This window comes from Morganella sp. EGD-HP17, from assembly GCF_000512315.2.
GTDB lineage: Bacteria > Pseudomonadota > Gammaproteobacteria > Enterobacterales > Enterobacteriaceae > Morganella > Morganella morganii.
Window position 1 is genome coordinate 242,325 of record NZ_AZRH01000003.1, and the last position, 15,993, is coordinate 258,317.

17 protein-coding genes and 2 tRNA genes are annotated in these 15,993 nt (G+C 49.9%); 11 read left to right on the forward strand and 8 right to left on the reverse strand.

Going from position 1 to position 15,993, the window contains the following annotated elements:
• Positions 1 to 53: 53 nt before the first annotated feature.
• Positions 54 to 395 carry a Grx4 family monothiol glutaredoxin gene (locus X965_RS05395; RefSeq protein ID WP_004235478.1) on the reverse strand — a complete coding sequence of 114 codons (342 nt, stop codon included), beginning with the start codon at positions 393 to 395 and terminating at the stop codon, positions 54 to 56.
• A gap of 282 nt (positions 396 to 677) precedes the next feature.
• Between X965_RS05395 and rhtB the strand changes: the two genes are divergently transcribed.
• Complete coding sequence (gene rhtB, locus X965_RS05400) at positions 678 to 1,298, forward strand: homoserine/homoserine lactone efflux protein (RefSeq protein ID WP_036414975.1); 621 nt, start codon at positions 678 to 680, stop codon at positions 1,296 to 1,298.
• A gap of 63 nt (positions 1,299 to 1,361) precedes the next feature.
• Here rhtB and X965_RS05405 read toward each other — a convergent pair whose 3' ends face one another.
• The gene (locus X965_RS05405; RefSeq protein ID WP_004239106.1) at positions 1,362 to 1,820 is read right to left on the reverse strand and encodes an anti-virulence regulator CigR family protein; all 459 of its coding nucleotides are present in this window, start codon (positions 1,818 to 1,820) and stop codon (positions 1,362 to 1,364) included.
• Between the two features lie 141 nt (positions 1,821 to 1,961).
• Here X965_RS05405 and X965_RS05410 point away from each other — a divergent pair, with 141 nt between their 5' ends.
• Positions 1,962 to 2,660 carry an RluA family pseudouridine synthase gene (locus X965_RS05410; RefSeq protein WP_036417325.1) on the forward strand — a complete coding sequence of 233 codons (699 nt, stop codon included), beginning with the start codon at positions 1,962 to 1,964 and terminating at the stop codon, positions 2,658 to 2,660.
• A gap of 24 nt (positions 2,661 to 2,684) precedes the next feature.
• On the opposite strand, the gene X965_RS05415 is transcribed toward X965_RS05410, so the two are convergent.
• Positions 2,685 to 3,224: a DUF2058 domain-containing protein gene (locus X965_RS05415; protein WP_036417327.1), complete on the reverse strand. Its 540-nt coding sequence runs from the start codon at positions 3,222 to 3,224 to the stop codon at positions 2,685 to 2,687.
• A 69-nt stretch (positions 3,225 to 3,293) separates the two neighbouring features.
• Positions 3,294 to 3,611 carry a hypothetical protein gene (locus tag X965_RS05420; RefSeq protein ID WP_004235469.1) on the reverse strand — a complete coding sequence of 106 codons (318 nt, stop codon included), beginning with the start codon at positions 3,609 to 3,611 and terminating at the stop codon, positions 3,294 to 3,296.
• A 388-nt stretch (positions 3,612 to 3,999) separates the two neighbouring features.
• Between X965_RS05420 and sodB the strand changes: the two genes are divergently transcribed.
• Positions 4,000 to 4,578: a superoxide dismutase [Fe] gene (gene sodB, locus X965_RS05430; RefSeq protein WP_004235459.1), complete on the forward strand. Its 579-nt coding sequence runs from the start codon at positions 4,000 to 4,002 to the stop codon at positions 4,576 to 4,578.
• An 84-nt stretch (positions 4,579 to 4,662) separates the two neighbouring features.
• Here sodB and X965_RS19915 read toward each other — a convergent pair whose 3' ends face one another.
• Positions 4,663 to 4,746, reverse strand: coding sequence for a YnhF family membrane protein (locus X965_RS19915; RefSeq protein WP_108695365.1), 84 nt, complete (start codon positions 4,744 to 4,746; stop codon positions 4,663 to 4,665).
• A gap of 277 nt (positions 4,747 to 5,023) precedes the next feature.
• Between X965_RS19915 and purR the strand changes: the two genes are divergently transcribed.
• Positions 5,024 to 6,049: an HTH-type transcriptional repressor PurR gene (gene purR, locus X965_RS05435; RefSeq protein WP_004235455.1), complete on the forward strand. Its 1,026-nt coding sequence runs from the start codon at positions 5,024 to 5,026 to the stop codon at positions 6,047 to 6,049.
• A gap of 3 nt (positions 6,050 to 6,052) precedes the next feature.
• Here purR and punR read toward each other — a convergent pair whose 3' ends face one another.
• Positions 6,053 to 6,955, reverse strand: a complete 903-nt coding sequence (punR, locus tag X965_RS05440) for a DNA-binding transcriptional activator PunR (RefSeq protein WP_004239099.1) — start codon at positions 6,953 to 6,955, stop codon at positions 6,053 to 6,055.
• A gap of 121 nt (positions 6,956 to 7,076) precedes the next feature.
• On the opposite strand from punR, the gene punC reads away from it, so the two are divergent.
• Positions 7,077 to 8,288: a purine nucleoside transporter PunC gene (punC, locus tag X965_RS05445; RefSeq protein WP_004239098.1), complete on the forward strand. Its 1,212-nt coding sequence runs from the start codon at positions 7,077 to 7,079 to the stop codon at positions 8,286 to 8,288.
• Between the two features lie 265 nt (positions 8,289 to 8,553).
• On the forward strand, positions 8,554 to 9,717 hold the full coding sequence (gene cfa / locus X965_RS05450) for a cyclopropane fatty acyl phospholipid synthase (protein ID WP_004235450.1): 1,164 nt from the start codon (positions 8,554 to 8,556) through the stop codon (positions 9,715 to 9,717).
• An 82-nt stretch (positions 9,718 to 9,799) separates the two neighbouring features.
• On the opposite strand, the gene X965_RS05455 is transcribed toward cfa, so the two are convergent.
• Positions 9,800 to 10,465 (reverse strand): riboflavin synthase, encoded by a 666-nt coding sequence (locus tag X965_RS05455; protein WP_004235447.1) that lies wholly within the window; start codon positions 10,463 to 10,465, stop codon positions 9,800 to 9,802.
• Positions 10,466 to 10,677: 212 nt separating this feature from the next.
• Between X965_RS05455 and X965_RS05460 the strand changes: the two genes are divergently transcribed.
• The 5 genes from X965_RS05460 to X965_RS05480 all read left to right on the forward strand — a co-directional run bounded on the left by X965_RS05460 (position 10,678) and on the right by X965_RS05480 (position 14,742).
• On the forward strand, positions 10,678 to 12,051 hold the full coding sequence (locus X965_RS05460) for an MATE family efflux transporter (protein ID WP_004239095.1): 1,374 nt from the start codon (positions 10,678 to 10,680) through the stop codon (positions 12,049 to 12,051).
• 146 nt (positions 12,052 to 12,197) lie between these two features.
• A tRNA-Val gene (locus X965_RS05465) sits at positions 12,198 to 12,274 on the forward strand.
• Between the two features lie 29 nt (positions 12,275 to 12,303).
• Positions 12,304 to 12,380: transfer RNA gene (locus X965_RS05470), tRNA-Val, on the forward strand.
• Positions 12,381 to 12,768: 388 nt separating this feature from the next.
• Positions 12,769 to 14,181 (forward strand): pyruvate kinase PykF, encoded by a 1,413-nt coding sequence (gene pykF, locus X965_RS05475; protein WP_004235443.1) that lies wholly within the window; start codon positions 12,769 to 12,771, stop codon positions 14,179 to 14,181.
• Between the two features lie 324 nt (positions 14,182 to 14,505).
• The gene (locus X965_RS05480) at positions 14,506 to 14,742 is read left to right on the forward strand and encodes a major outer membrane lipoprotein (RefSeq protein WP_004239093.1); all 237 of its coding nucleotides are present in this window, start codon (positions 14,506 to 14,508) and stop codon (positions 14,740 to 14,742) included.
• Positions 14,743 to 14,882: 140 nt separating this feature from the next.
• Here X965_RS05480 and X965_RS05485 read toward each other — a convergent pair whose 3' ends face one another.
• The gene (locus X965_RS05485; RefSeq protein WP_004235440.1) at positions 14,883 to 15,965 is read right to left on the reverse strand and encodes a L,D-transpeptidase family protein; all 1,083 of its coding nucleotides are present in this window, start codon (positions 15,963 to 15,965) and stop codon (positions 14,883 to 14,885) included.
• Positions 15,966 to 15,993 lie beyond the last annotated feature (28 nt).

Sequence of the window (15,993 nt, forward strand, 5' to 3'; positions counted from 1 at the left end):
AAAGCCCCGCAGCGGTGACACTGCAGGGCTTTTCTAAACAGTACGGGACGTGATTATTCTTCGTTTTCAGTCCGGTATTTTGCTGCGGTTTCTTTAATCAGTGGCTGTAATTCACCGCGCTGGAACATTTCCATAATGATATCACAGCCGCCGACCAGCTCACCGTCAACCCACAGTTGCGGGAACGTCGGCCAGTTAGCGTATTTTGGTAATTCAGCACGGATATCCGGATTCTGCAGAATATCCACATAAGCAAAACGCTCTTCACAGGCAGCCAGCGCCTGCACAGCCTGTGCGGAAAAACCGCAGCTCGGCAGCTTCGGAGAGCCCTTCATATACAGCAGAATCGGGTTTTCTTTAATCTGGCGTTCGATTTTTTCAATAGTCGTCGTCATGTAAAACGTCCTTCACTTCAGATCGGTTAGTACCGGTGTTAACTTACCCGCAGAATACCACTTTTCACTGCAAAGCGATATTGGTTTTAACATACTGTTAAAATCGGGCAGAGAGATCAATCCGGTGTATTTTCAGCTGAATACGCCGCGGCAAAAACCGGTCATTACATCCGTCATTTACGGTATTTTCCTCTGATAAACAAGACCGCCGTCATTTTTTATCTTACGCGGTAATGCCATAATCCGCACATTATATTCTGTTAACAATCTGATGAGCTGAAAATGACCTTTGAGTGGTGGTTTGCCTATCTGATGACATCCGTTATTGTCAGTCTGTCTCCCGGCGCAGGTGCCATTAACAGCATGACGACCTCTGTCAATCACGGCTACCGGGGCGCGATTGCGGCCATTGCCGGGTTGCAGACCGGCCTGATGATGCTGATTATCCTGGTCGGTGTCGGGCTGGGGACATTGTTGTCACAATCGGTTCTTGCTTTTGAAATACTGAAATGGGCAGGAGCGGCCTATCTTATCTGGCTGGGGATCCGCCAGTGGCGGGCAGCGGGAACTATTGAGCTGAGTGCACAGGCGGCAACGCTGTCACGCAAAAAGCTGTATCAGAATGGCGTACTGGTGAATATCTCGAACCCCAAAAGCATTGTTTTTCTCGCGGCGCTGTTTCCGCAGTTTATTATGCCGCACCAGCCTCAGCTGATGCAGTATCTGATTCTGGGTGTCACCACCGTTGCCGCTGATATTATTGTCATGACAGGGTATGCCGTACTGGCACGGCAAATCGCGGTGTTTATCAAAAGCCCGGCACAGACCCGCGCCATGAATAAAGTGTTCGGATCATTATTTATGCTGGTCGGTGCCCTGCTGGCCTTTACCCGTCCGGCATGAGATAAACATATATAAATAACGCCCCGCATCATTATGGGGCGTTATAACTATAAAGCTAATATCTTAATCAAAAACATTATTAATAATTGATGTGACAATTGCGGTACTCACCGCAATAAGTACTAAATCGTTACCGGCGATACGCCATTCATACCCCGGATAATGCGGTAATTGCTCAAGCATAGAGGCAGGAACCGCTTTCTTTGCAATACCCGGCGGCAGTGGTTTTCCTCTGGCCAGATTTTTGGCTATTCCCGGCGGCAACGCACTGTATCCGGTCAATCCGCTTCCCAGTGCAATTCTCCGCGCATCTCCGTAAGTCAGTGTCAGCGATATCCCGTTGCCGGAATCCGCAAACTCCCTGCTCTCTTTTCCGTTGCCTTTATGTCCTTGTTTTTTGGACTGTCCGTGAGGATTGCCATGCCCTTTGCCGTTTCCCGGGTCAGCATAAGATGAAAGCGGCACCGCTAAAAGTCCGGTGATAACCAATACAGCATTGCATACCTGTGTAAATCTGCGCATAACACAACCTCTGCGTATTAATACTAATAATAAGCGTTGATCATTCCGCAGAATTACGCAATAGGATAACCGGACAACATGATTCGCCACTGTACTGAAAATTGGTTATTATTCCCTTCCGCTTTTTACCCGGATAACCCGATGTCTGACATTACCGATACCTTTATCGCCCCGCCGTGCCCGGAACAGATCGATATTCTGTATCAGGACGAACACCTGCTGCTGATTAACAAACCTGCCGGCCTTCTCAGTCTGTCGGGAAAGAATCCACAGAATCTGGATTCCGTGCATTACCGGCTGGTACAGCTGTTTCCCGGCTGCACACTGGTACACCGGCTGGATTTCGGCACCTCCGGGCTGCTGCTGGTGGCCCGTAACAAAACCATCAATGCCGCGCTTTGCCGTCAGTTCAGTGAACGGACTGTGCAGAAAGGTTACAGTGCCCTGTTGTGCGGGCATCTGAATGAGAATGAAGGAATAATTGATGCGGCGATTACCAAAGATCCGGCGCTGTTTCCGCGCATGACGATATGTGCTGTCCGGGGGAAACCGGCCCGTTCACATTATCAGGTGACTGAGCGTTTTTATTATGAAACTGAGGACGGGTTCTCTCTGCCGGTAACCCGGGTGACACTGACACCGGAAACCGGCCGCACGCATCAGCTCCGCATTCATTGTCAGTATCTGGGCCGTCCGATTCTGGGGTGTGATCTCTATGGCGGGAAATTATTGCCGGGCACAGAAAATATTCCGCGGCTGATGCTGCACGCCGGGGAGCTGGATTTTGTGCATCCGGTCAGCGGCGAACCGGTAACTGCCCGCAGCCCCTGCCCGTTCTGAACAGGGAAAGCAGGCAGATGCGGATCACCACATCAAATCATCCGGGATTTTAAAATCAGCATACGGGTCGTCTTCATCCGCTTCGTCCTGCGCCAGTGCATTATTTAATACAATGCGTTCCGCATCACGCTGTGTGATTTTATCCGCAACAATAGCCGGGATAATGGCATATTCACTGACACTGCTGTTTTCCGTGCTTAACCGGGCAATCGCCAGACGGCCGCTGATCAGCTGAGACTGTGTGGTTTTATCCACCGTAATGCTTTTAATTACGTTATTGTCGGTGAAATTAAAATCAATACTGCCTTTTGAAATAATAATCCGGTTCATTTCAATCAGCTGCTTCACCTGAGCTTTATATTCCCTGGATAAAACAGCCTGTTTTTGCTGCTCACTCAGCTGCTTATCGCGCTCAAGCTGCGCTTTTTTATTCTCTTCCACCGCTTCTCTGGCCTCACGGGCCTGAACGCGTGATTTTTTTGCTGTTCTGCGGACTTTATCCATTTTTTTGCTGGTCACCAGTCCGGCTTTCAGCATCTGCTCTTGTAATGTGAGTTTTGTCATTGTCTTTTCTGAATCAGTTTAATATTGCAGGTAATTATACCGGTAATTTTCAGGATTGTATCCGGCACGTCAGGCCAGCTGCATTTTCAGCCAGTAACCCTGCTGGCACAGACTGAAAAATTCTTTGTGCCGCGGAGAAATTGTTTTCGCTTTATCCCCCGTGACCGTCCAGACAATCCACTGTTCCGGGCACTGTTCGTCACCGGTCTGCACGGTAGTTTCTATCTCTTCACTGCACATCAGCTCAATACCATCGCGGAACTGCCATTTGCGGACCCGCCGGATCACTTCAGAGAGCTCATCTTTCTGATAATGGTCACAAATAACATTGCAATCAGTATGGTTTTGTATCGCGCGGGAAATATAGTCTGCCAGCATCGTGATCATTCTTGTACTTTTGTCATAGCGGAGATTGTAAAGGGTCTGCGGCCGGTTGACAAACGGCGGTCGTTGTCACGCTTTCTGTAAAATTGTTAAATTTGCGCGGATTTCAGCCGGTAAACCCGTTATATTTAAGATTCCGCAGTCATACGGGGAAGACAGAATGAAACGCTATTATAACTGGATCTGCCGCCATAAGCTGTACACCCTGCTTATCGCCTTTATTATCACGGATATCATTCTGTGGGCGATTTTGTCTTTCACCATGTGAATAACACCCCCCCGGTATTTCACGCTGTTTTTTATGACAAAACTTGTTAAGATAATTCGCAGAATAATAACAGTAACCCGTCTGTGATGAGGTTACTGATTTAACCTTAACAAGGAGAATGCAATGTCGTTTGAATTACCTGCACTGCCTTATGCAAAAAATGCATTAGCGCCCTATATTTCTGAAGAAACACTGGAATACCACTACGGCAAACACCACAACACCTATGTGGTTAATCTGAATAACCTGATCAAAGGCACCGCATTTGAAGGTAAATCACTGGAAGAGATTATCAAAACCTCTGATGCCGGTATCTTCAATAACGCTGCTCAGGTCTGGAACCACACGTTCTACTGGCACTGCCTGGCACCAAATGCCGGTGGCGAACCAACCGGTAAAATTGCTGACGTGATTAACAAAGCGTTCGGTTCATTTGCCGAATTCAAACAGCAGTTTACCGATTCCGCAGTGAAAAACTTCGGTTCCGGCTGGACATGGCTGGTGAAAAAAGCAGACGGCAGCCTGGCTATCGTCAATACCTCTAACGCGGCAACCCCGGTCAGCGGTAACGACAAACCAATCTTAACCGTTGATGTCTGGGAACACGCTTATTATATCGACTACCGTAATGCCCGTCCTAAATACCTGGAAAACTTCTGGGCATTAGTGAACTGGAAATTTGCGGAAGAAAACCTGGCGTAATCCGGAAACACATTATCCGGTAACACAATACAGTTGATCAAAAAAGGGCGGAATTTTCCGCCCTTTTGTACTGTAAGGGGTGAATCAGAAAAGCATTGTTGCAAATAATACGATCATAACCAGTGCTGCAACCGCGGTTGACAAACCATATTTCAGATCTGTATCCATTCTTATCTCCAAAATAGCTGCTTAGTGACCTGATGATGATTACCTGACATCCTGAATCATCAAATTAATTAAAACGGATGGTCTGACCGGAAAACCCGAATAGCTGACCATATCAATAACCATAGCACAGGTAATATTTTTTACTTTTGACCCGGATCAGACAACAATGCCTGTTTTTACAGAAATTTTTCTATTGTTACCGCATAATGGCACTATAATAGCAATCGATTAACCGAATAATAAAATACAGACCGGCAGGTCAGGAGTTGTTTTCATCATGGCAACGATTAAAGATGTGGCTAAACGCTCGGGCGTCTCCACCACAACCGTCTCCCATGTCATTAATAATACCCGTTTCGTTGCGGAAGAAACGAAGGCGGCTGTCTGGGCTGCTATCAAAGAACTGCACTATTCACCGAGCGCCGTGGCGCGCAGTCTGAAAGTCAATAACACCAAGTCCATCGGGCTGCTGGCCACCTCCAGTGAAGCGCCGTATTTTGCGGAAGTGATTGAGGCGGTGGAAAACAGCTGCTACAGCAAAGGGTATACCCTGGTGCTGTGCAACTCTCACAATAATCCTGACAAACAGAAAGCCTACCTGGCGATGCTGGCACAGAAACGTGTCGATGGTCTGCTGGTGATGTGTTCAGAGTACCCGGATCAGCTGATTGCCATGCTGGAAGGCTACCGCAATATCCCGATGGTGGTGATGGACTGGGGCAAAGCGCGCGGGGATTTCACCGATGCGATCATTGATAACGCCCTGCACGGCGGTTATCTCGCCGGCCGTTATCTGATTGAACGCGGTCACCGCGATATCGCGGTTATTCCGGGGCCGCTTGAGCGGAACACCGGCGGCAACCGTCTGGAAGGATTCCGCAAAGCAATGAAAGAAGCAGGTATTACGGTGCGCGATGAATGGATTGTCCAGGGCGATTTTGAACCGGATTCCGGTTATCAGGCCATGACACAGATTTTATCCGGCAAACAGCGCCCGACAGCGGTATTCTGCGGCGGTGATGCTATGGCGATGGGCGCAATTTGCGCGGCTGATGAAATGGGTCTGCGCGTGCCGCAGGATATTTCTGTGATCGGGTATGACAATATCCGTAACGCCCGTTACTTTACCCCTGCCCTGACCACCATCCACCAGCCGAAAGAGCGGCTGGGACAAATGGCACTGACCATGCTGCTCGACCGCATCGTCAACAAACGCGAAGATGCGCAGACCATTGAGGTGCATCCGCGCCTGGTGGAACGCCGCTCTGTAGCGGATGGTCCGTTTATCGATTACCGCCGCTGAGGATCAGCGCAGCCATTCGGCATTGAGCGTGTTGCTGTCCCCGAGATAATCGAGCAGCCAGCTCAGTGCCGGAGAGGTATCTTTATCTACCCAGGTGATACAGCACGGGCTGTCCGGCAACGGCTGCTCTATCTTCAGCGCTGTCAGCCGCCCCTCTTTAATCAGCGGATCGGCGCGGTGTGCCGGCATCATTGCCACACACAATCCCGATTCCACACAGGCAATCCCGCGATCCCAGTCCGGCACCACCAGGCGGCGCTGATTATCCAGTGCCCACGTATCGCGTTTCGGCAGAGAACGTGAGGTATCTTCCAGACACAAACTCGGGTACGGCACCATCTCCTCATTGGTCAGGACATGACCGGCAGAGGCCAGCGGATGATCCGGACTGACCACCGCACGCCACGGCATAAAGCCCATATCGCGGAAATTATAGCGCTCGCCGATAGGGGATGCGCGTGTCGCACCGATTGCCACATCCACCCGTCTGTCCACCAGCGCATCCCACACCCCGTTAAACACTTCCGGATAAATATACAACTCGATATCCGGGAAATGATGATAAAAATCCAGCAGAAGTCGCGTTATCCGTTCCGGTTTTACGATACAGTCAACGGCGATGCTGAATTGTCCGCGCCAGCCGTTGGCAATCATCTGGCACTGGTGACGTGTGGATTTCATTTTTTTGATGACATCACGCGCTTCTTTGACAAACAACGCCCCGGCAGGTGTCAGTTCAACATCGCGGTGACGCCGTTCAAACAGCGGAACCGCCAGCCACTCTTCCAGCTGGCGGACACTGTAGCTGATGGCAGAAGGCACCCGGTGCAGTTCCTCTGCCGCCGCACTGAAACTGCCTGTCCGCGCCACAGCATCCACCACATCCAGCGTATATTCTGACCACATAATCCTTCCTTTCAAAAAATTTCACAGCAGTGTGCAAATAATAACGTTTTACAAGGGAAAACTCGAATAGTTAAAATACTAACTCACGCATTACACTTATTTAACATTCAGGTATTTCTCTGTGACTGTCAATAAATCGCCTTCCCGCGGCTTTCTCTTTTATCTCGCCGGACTCAGCATGCTGGGTTATCTCGCGATTGATATGTATCTGCCTGCATTCGGTATGATGCAGGACTCTCTGAACTCCACAGCCAGCGCAATCAGCGCCAGTCTGAGTATCTTCCTGGTCGGTTTTGCCATCGGTCAGCTGTTATGGGGACCGCTCTCCGATAAAATCGGCCGTAAGCCGGTTCTGCTGATGGGCCTGAGCCTGTTTGCCCTGAGCTGTCTGGCCATGGTCTGGGTTTCCACCCCTGCCCAGTTATTATTACTGCGTTTTGTACAGGCCGTCAGTGTCTGCTCTGCCGCTGTCACCTGGCAGGCGCTGGTTATCGACCGTTATGACGATCACCGCGCACAGCGTGTTTTCGCCGCAATTATGCCGCTGGTGGCACTCTCTCCGGCACTGGCACCGTTACTGGGCGCATGGCTGCTCAACCACGGCGGCTGGCATGAAATTTTCCTCGTGCTCGGCGGTATCACCCTGCTGGTGCTGATCCCGACCCTGATGCTGAAAGAAAAGCATCATATCGCGCCGGATGCGGTCAAAACGGAAAAACAGAAAATTTCCTTCTTCCGTCTGCTGAAATCCCCGGTTTACAGCGGTAACGTGCTGATTTATGCCGCGTGCAGCGCCGGTTTCTTTGCCTGGCTGACCGGTTCGCCGTTTATTCTGCGCGATATGGGTTATAACCCGAATGATATCGGTCTGAGCTACATTCCGCAGACTATCGCCTTTATGGTCGGGGGCTACGGCTGCCGTGCCCTGTTGTCGCGGATTAACGGCAAAACATTATTACCGTTCCTGCTGGCCGGTTACGCCGTCAGTATGGTGGGCCTGTATGCTATGGCAAAATTCGGTAACCCGTCACTGGTGGCGATCCTGATCCCGTTCTGCTTTATGGCAGCAATGAATGGCGCGTCTTACCCGATTGCGGTATCAAACGCCCTGGCGGTTTACCCGGAACACAGCGGTAAAGCAGCAGCATTACAGAATGCCATTCAGCTCGGTTTATGCTCCGCGATCAGTTTCCTCGTTTCTGCCCTGATGCATGAGCCACTGCTCTCCACCACAGCAGTGATGGCGGCAACGGTGATACTGACCATCGGCGGTTATATTATCCAGCGCCGCCCTTCGCGCACCTCCGTGACTATTGCGGAACAAAATCAATAGATTGCACCTCCTATTAAGAATATTCCTAATTACAGGCCGTACTCAGGTACGGCCTTTTTTGTCATTGAATTTTAATTTCAGGCTCCTATACTTTTCTGACAATTCGTTTTAAATCCGGATTTTGAGCTTTGTTTTTGTTTTAACGATCACGTTAATACGCAGACTGTCACCCGATGACGGCCAATTACACCGGTTCTGTTGTTCCCGCGCAAAACGTCATAAATAAAGCACTCAGAATCCCGCTTTGATAAAAATTGGAGATAATATGAGTTCTGATTGTGTCGAAAATCAAAAAACGCCTGCCGACTCCTGGCAGCGGATTGCCTCCGATCTTTTAGACGAAGCCGGCATTGAGATTAATGGTTCCCGCCCTTTCGATATTCAGGTGCATAACCAGCAGTTCTTTAAACGGGTCTTGCAGCAGGGCTCTATGGGACTGGGTGAAAGCTATATGGATGGCTGGTGGGACTGTGAGCGGTTAGATATTTTCTTTCAGCGGGTGTTACGCGCTGGGCTGGAAAATAAACTGCCGCAGAATATCAACGATATTATAAAAATCGCCATGGCTCGTCTGCGTAATCTGCAAACCAAAAAACGGGCGCGGATTGTCGGCGAAGAACATTATGATCTGGGTAATGACCTGTTTGAGCTGATGCTCGACCCGTATATGCAGTATTCCTGCGGCTACTGGAAAGGTCTCAGTGATGACCCCGCCAATCTGGCGAAGGCGCAGGAACAGAAACTGCATCTCATCTGTGAAAAATTACAGCTGAAACCGGGTATGCAACTGCTGGATATCGGCTGCGGCTGGGGCGGACTGGCGGCGTATGCTGCGAAACATTTCGGTGTGTCGGTGACCGGTGTGACCATTTCCGCTGAGCAGCAAAAATATGCTCAGGCGCGTTGTAAGGATCTTGACGTAAATATTATCCTGGAAGATTACCGCGATTTGCATGAGCAATATGACCGGATTGTGTCTGTCGGGATGTTTGAGCACGTCGGGCCGAAAAATTACGCCACCTATTTTGATGTGGTCAAACGCAATCTGAAACCGGACGGTTTATTTTTACTGCACACCATCGGTTCAAACCGCAATAAAGTGAATGTGGATGCCTGGATCGGAAAATATATTTTCCCGAACGGTTGTCTGCCGTCTGTGCAGAATATCGGCGACAGCAGTGAAAATAAATTAGTAATGGAAGACTGGCATAATTTCGGGGCTGATTATGACCGGACACTAATGGCATGGCATTCCCGTTTTCAGGCAGCCTGGCCGTCACTGGAAAATAATTACACACCGCGCTTTAAGCGGATGTTCACCTATTATCTCAACGCCTGTGCCGGTGCATTCCGTGCCCGTGATATCCAGCTATGGCAGATATTATGGAGCCCGCAGGGTTGTGAGGGCGGATTACGCGTTCCGCGCTGAATATCATATCCGCAATAAACTATCCGCAATAAAAAATCCGGTCTGACAAAAATCAGTACCGGATTTTTTTATCTCAATAAAGTCAGGCCTGTGGTTTTTCCATTGGCACCGGCGGCGTCAGGCTTTCCTGCAACTGCTGCATTTTCTGCGCCAGCACCCGCTCGGTGGTATCAACAATGGCCTGTGTCTGCGGATCCAGCTCAATATTCACTTTATCGCCCAGCCGTTTTTTACCCAGCGTGGTGCGCTCACGGGTTTCCGGAATCAGATGCACACAGAAACGGTTATTCACCACATCCCCGATAGTCAGGCTGATACCATCAATACCGACAAAGCCTTTATGCAGGATATATTTCATCAGGGCTTTATCTTCGATGCGCAGCCAGATCTGATAATTATTTTCAGAGACAAAGATTTTGGCAATTTCCGCCGTGGTGACAATATGACCGGACATAATATGCCCGCCGATTTCATCACCGTATTTAGCGGCTCTTTCCAGATTGACCACATCTCCGGTTTTAATGCTGCCGAGATTGGTTAGTCTTAAGGTTTCCTTAACCAGATCAAAACTGATTAAATCCCCGTCTATTTTTGTGACTGTCAGGCAACAGCCGTTATGTGCCACTGATGCGCCCGTTTCTATCCCGGCCAGCATATCAGGCGGGAATTTCACAGTGTGAGTACGAAAGTTTTCTTTTTCTTCAATGGCGACGACGGGGCCTTTGCCTTGTACAATCCCGGTAAACATGCGGATCTCCAGTCAGTATTCGGATAGATTTATGCAGTTTATCCTGAAACAGAGAATTAAACAGCCCTTCCCGTTACATCCCGCACATTTAATTGTATTGGCTTGTATTTGATTAATCGCTAGAATGATTTTTCCGCCTGATCCGGTAAATGTGTTACGAATCCCGGAAAGTCTTTCCTCCTCCTTTTATCAGAATAAATAAGGTGTATTACGTGCAGAAGTATTTGAAAGAAGCGCGTACTTTGCTGGCTCTTGGTATTCCCGTTATTATCGCGCAGTTTACACAGACAGCGATGGGCGTGGTTGACACTGTGATGGCCGGCAGAGTCAGTGCGACAGATATGTCCGCCGTGGCTGTCGGTACCTCCATCTGGCTGCCCGCTATCCTGTTCGGCCACGGTCTGCTGATGGCGCTGACCCCGGTGGTCGCGCAGCTCAACGGCTCCGGCCGCCGTCCGCTGATTGCCAATCAGATCCGCCAGGGTATGTGGCTGGCGGCATTTTTATCCGTCCTGGTCATCGCGGTGCTCTATAACAGCCGCTACATTATTGAAAATATGCCGCATATTGACCCGGTCCTGGCTGAAAAAGCCGTCGGATTCACCCACGCTATTATGTGGGGGGCACCGGGTTACCTGTTTTATCAGGTGCTGCGCAGCCAGTGTGAAGGACTGTCGAAAACCAAACCGGGGATGGTAATTGGTTTTCTCGGCCTGCTGGTGAATATCCCGGTCAACTATATCTTTATCTACGGGAAATTCGGCGCACCTGCCCTCGGCGGTGTCGGGTGCGGTGTCGCGACCGCTTCCGTGTTCTGGGCAATGTTCCTGTTTATGCGCTGGTATGTGAAACATGCCCGTTCGCAGCGTGATGTGCAGCCGAAGAGCCGCTTTACCCCGCCGGACTGGGCGGTAATGAAACGGATCACGCAGCTCGGCCTGCCGATTGCCCTGGCACTGTTCTTTGAGGTCACGCTGTTTGCCATTGTTGCCCTGCTGGTTGCGCCATTAGGTGTCACGGCGGTGGCCGGACACCAGATTGCCCTGAACTTCAGCTCACTGATGTTTATGTTCCCGATTTCACTGGGGATCGCCACCACTATCCGTATCGGCTTTAACCTCGGAAAAAGTTCCACGGAGAAAGCGCGTGTATCCGCCTATACCGGGCTGGGTGTCGGGCTGATGATCGCGGCGGTGACGGCGCTCTTTACTGTGCTGTTCCGTGAACCTATCGCGCTGCTGTATAACGACAATCCGGAAGTAGTGATTATGGCCTCCGGCCTGATGCTGTTTGCCGGTATTTATCAGCTGTCGGATTCCGTTCAGGTAATCGGTGCCGGTGTGCTGCGCGGTTATAAAGACACGCGCGCCATCTTCTATGTCACCTTTACGGCTTACTGGATCCTCGGCCTGCCGTCCGGTTATATTCTCGGACTGACAGATCTGGTGGTACCGGCGATGGGCCCTGCCGGGTTCTGGATCGGTTTTATCATCGGATTAACCGCCGCAGCCATCGGTATGGCATGCCGGATCCTGTGGTTACAGAAACAGCCGGACAGTTTTATCCTGCAACGCGCCGGTCGTTAACGGCTTTTTGACGGGGGAAATGCACAGTTTTCAGTCCGATAGCATTAAATACGAGCAGTCGGACAAGAAAATGTGTTTTTCCCCTTGCAAGAGTCGGTTCGGATCGTTAATATTCGTCCCCGTTGTCAGCGAAGATATTAAAGAATGCGTCCATAGCTCAGTTGGTTAGAGCACCACCTTGACATGGTGGGGGTCGGTGGTTCGAGTCCACTTGGACGCACCATTTACTTCGCAAAGCAATTTTCACACAGTGCGTCCATAGCTCAGTTGGTTAGAGCACCACCTTGACATGGTGGGGGTCGGTGGTTCGAGTCCACTTGGACGCACCATTTCTCAGCAGTTCCGTTTTACCTCCCTTTTCAGTTCATCCGATTTTCAGTCAGTTACCCTCTTCTGTTTTCATTGTACTTCTGCGTATCAATACAGCTGTTTTCTTGCGTTACCGCAAGAATGTTAATTTATTTCTGATTTTATGATTCAAATCACACTAATAACCCTCTATAATGCCTGCGTAGTTGTTGAATGGATTCAGCTTGCTGATTTACAAGCACTGAAACAGAGAGGCGTGATAAAAAACACGCTATACTGAATCTGTTTTTTTACAAAAACGACTAATTTTAATAACCGGGGATCACGACAATTGCCTGTTCTTACTCATGCGGTGTGAATACAGGCGGTTGTTCACTATTTACTCTCAATAACTGTAGATGGGCTGTCATGAAAAAGACCAAAATTGTTTGTACTATCGGACCTAAAACCGAATCAGAAGAGAAACTCGAAGCACTGTTAGATGCCGGCATGAATGTTATGCGTCTGAACTTCTCCCACGGCGATTACGAAGAACATGGTCAGCGCATCAAAAATCTGCGTGCTGTCTGTGCGCGTACCGGTAAGAAAGCAGCCATTTTACTGGATACCAAAGGCCCTGAAATCCGTACCATTAAACTGGAAGGCGGCAATGATGTCGCGCTGGTGGCGGGTCAGACCTTTACCTTTACCACGGATAAATCTGTCATCGGTAACAATGAGCGTGTTGCCGTCACTTATGCGGGCTTCGCGCAGGATCTGAAACCGGGCAATATCGTTCTGGTCGATGACGGTCTGATCGGCATGCGTGTCAAAGAAACCACCGCAACAGAGGTTATCTGTGAAGTTCTGAATAACGGTGACCTCGGTGAAAACAAAGGGGTTAACCTGCCGAATGTGTCTATCGGCCTCCCGGCTCTGGCAGAAAAAGACAAACAGGATCTGATTTTCGGCTGCGAGCAGAATGTTGACTTCGTTGCCGCCTCCTTTATCCGTAAACGTGCCGATGTGGACGAAATCCGTGCTCACCTCAAAGCCAACGGCGGCGAACATATCCAGATCATCTCCAAGATTGAAAACCAGGAAGGGATGAACAACTTCGATGAAATCCTCGAAGCCTCTGACGGTATCATGGTTGCCCGTGGTGACCTGGGTGTGGAAATTCCGGTTGAAGAAGTGATTTTCGCGCAGAAACTGATGATCGAAAAATGTAATACTGCACGTAAAGTGGTCATTACCGCGACTCAGATGCTTGACTCCATGATCAAAAACCCGCGCCCTACCCGTGCGGAAGCCGGTGACGTTGCCAACGCCATCCTCGACGGTACCGATGCGGTTATGCTGTCCGGTGAAAGTGCGAAAGGGAAATATCCGGTTGAAGCTGTCAGCATCATGGCAACTATCTGTGAGCGTACTGATCGCGTGATGCACAGCCGTCTCGGCGATTTACAGGCCGGTAAAAAACTGCGTGTGACTGAAGCAGTCTGCCGTGGTGCGGTTGAAATGTCAGAAAACCTGGATGCCCCGCTGATTGTTGTGGCAACCGCCGGTGGTAAATCCGCGAAGTCTGTCCGTAAATACTTCCCGAAAGCCCCGATTCTGGCGCTGACCACCAACGAAACCACTGCCCGTCAGTTACTGCTGGTGAAAGGTGTGACCACCAAACTGGTGAACGAAATCTTATCAACCGATGATTTCTACCGTATCGGCCGCGAAGCCGCGCTGGAAAGCGGTCTGGCCACCAACGGTGAAATCGTGGTGATGGTATCCGGTGCGTTAGTACCAAGCGGCACCACCAATACCTCATCCGTACAATTACTGTAATATTTTTCAGCATTATCTGAATTAATGAGAGCACCCGCTGCACGGGTGCTTTTTTTATTCTAAACTGTAGGGGAACATGAAATGAAGCAACGGGCCGCAGAATAATTGCCGCTTTCTGAATACGGGATAATACCGCACTGCTGTATCTGTCTCCGCATCAGATTATTTGGTTGAGAATTACGCAATTGCCGTTTTTTTTGATTTATTTTGCGGTTTCAGGAAAATAATCTTTGTAAACGCTGAATTTCTATTCTCTTTCCCTATTGAAATGTGTAATATCATTACTGCTACTTGGTGATTAACTTTAATCTAGAGGGTATTAAAATGGGTCGTTCTAAGATTGTATTAGGTGCTGTAGTTTTAGCTTCTGCATTATTAGCAGGTTGTTCTTCTAACGCTAAATTTGACCAACTGGACAACGACGTTAAGACGCTGAATGCCAAAGTTGATCAACTGAGCAACGACGTTAACGCAATCCGCGCTGATGTTCAGCAGGCTAAAGACGAAGCAGCACGCGCTAACCAGCGCTTAGACAACCAGGTTCGTTCTTACAAAAAATAATTTGTAATCACGATCTGAAGAACAGGTGGCGTAGCATAAATTATGTTACGCCATTTTTTTATGCCTGCGATTTATGCCGGGCGTAAAAAAACCGCCTCACAACGGAAGCGGTTTTCATCTGTCACAGCGTAAAAGCGATATTACTCTGCGCTGTTTTCCTCACGGACAATCGGACCCGGCTGGGTTAACTGACCCGGTGCAAAATCGGCCGGTTTCAGGTTCAGTGCCTTCACTTCCGCTTCTTCATCCATTTCCACCGGTGCAAAGTTGGTTTTCTCTGCCGGTGCCGCTTCCTGCTTATACTCCGCATCACGGCTGACATTCACCGGCATACCGGAGCGGCGGGCAATCGCCTGCTCAACGATGGCGCTGTTGGTATCCGGAGACTGAATAAAGCTGGTCAGTCCGGCAGAACGCGCAATCGGCATAGTCTGCGGGTCGTCATTTTTATTACGGGACAGCGGCTGGTGTACTTCCACATAGCGCTGACCATCCGGTTCAACGGCATATTTCACCGGCTCATTCACGATCTGAACCCGTGTACCTTTCGGAATAGTTTTAAACAGTGCTTCAATATCATGCGGACGCAGACGGATACAACCGGAGCTGACACGCATACCAATACCAAAGTCGGCATTGGTGCCGTGGATCAGGTATTCACCGCGACCGTGCGCCAGACGCAGAGCAAACAGCCCCATCGGGTTTTCCGGGCCGGCCGGGATAACTGCCGGTAAGGTGATCCCCTGAGCCGCATAGGCTTTGCGGATATTCGCGGTTGGTGTCCAGGTCGGATCTTTGATCAGCTGGGAAACTGAGGTGGTCATAACCGGGGTATCACGCCCCAGCTGACCGATACCAATAGGGTAGACCCGTACGGTATTGGTGCCCTGCGGGTAATAGAACAGACGCAGTTCCGCCAGGTTAATCACAATACCCTGATGCGGGGTATCCGGCAGGATCAGTTGTGACGGGATAATCAGTTCGCTGCCGGGTTTCGGCAGATACGGATCCGTCCCCGGGTTAGCTTCCAGCATCGCCAGCAGGCCGATACCGTATTCGGCGGCAATCGCTTCCAGTGAGCGTCCGTCATCCGGCACAACATAGGTGACGTTTTCACCGATGACCCGGCCCTTATCCGCAGGGAGTTGATATTCGGTTGCCCGGGCTGTTAACGCAGTAACCGCTAACAACAGCCCGCCCAGCAACGGGAGAATTCGTTTCATTCCAGATCCTCAGCTGATGGTATAAAAA

Bases quoted from the DNA above. Each gene is read 5' to 3' on its own strand.
- X965_RS05395 (WP_004235478.1), bottom strand. From the start codon at position 395: ATGACGACGACTATTGAAAAAATCGAACGCCAGATTAAAGAAAACCCG.
- rhtB (WP_036414975.1), top strand. From the start codon at position 678: ATGACCTTTGAGTGGTGGTTTGCCTATCTGATGACATCCGTTATTGTC.
- X965_RS05405 (WP_004239106.1), bottom strand. From the start codon at position 1,820: ATGCGCAGATTTACACAGGTATGCAATGCTGTATTGGTTATCACCGGA.
- X965_RS05410 (WP_036417325.1), top strand. From the start codon at position 1,962: ATGTCTGACATTACCGATACCTTTATCGCCCCGCCGTGCCCGGAACAG.
- X965_RS05415 (WP_036417327.1), bottom strand. From the start codon at position 3,224: ATGACAAAACTCACATTACAAGAGCAGATGCTGAAAGCCGGACTGGTG.
- X965_RS05420 (WP_004235469.1), bottom strand. From the start codon at position 3,611: ATGATCACGATGCTGGCAGACTATATTTCCCGCGCGATACAAAACCAT.
- sodB (WP_004235459.1), top strand. From the start codon at position 4,000: ATGTCGTTTGAATTACCTGCACTGCCTTATGCAAAAAATGCATTAGCG.
- X965_RS19915 (WP_108695365.1), bottom strand. From the start codon at position 4,746: ATGGATACAGATCTGAAATATGGTTTGTCAACCGCGGTTGCAGCACTG.
- purR (WP_004235455.1), top strand. From the start codon at position 5,024: ATGGCAACGATTAAAGATGTGGCTAAACGCTCGGGCGTCTCCACCACA.
- punR (WP_004239099.1), bottom strand. From the start codon at position 6,955: ATGTGGTCAGAATATACGCTGGATGTGGTGGATGCTGTGGCGCGGACA.
- cfa (WP_004235450.1), top strand. From the start codon at position 8,554: ATGAGTTCTGATTGTGTCGAAAATCAAAAAACGCCTGCCGACTCCTGG.
- X965_RS05455 (WP_004235447.1), bottom strand. From the start codon at position 10,465: ATGTTTACCGGGATTGTACAAGGCAAAGGCCCCGTCGTCGCCATTGAA.
- pykF (WP_004235443.1), top strand. From the start codon at position 12,769: ATGAAAAAGACCAAAATTGTTTGTACTATCGGACCTAAAACCGAATCA.
- X965_RS05480 (WP_004239093.1), top strand. From the start codon at position 14,506: ATGGGTCGTTCTAAGATTGTATTAGGTGCTGTAGTTTTAGCTTCTGCA.
- X965_RS05485 (WP_004235440.1), bottom strand. From the start codon at position 15,965: ATGAAACGAATTCTCCCGTTGCTGGGCGGGCTGTTGTTAGCGGTTACT.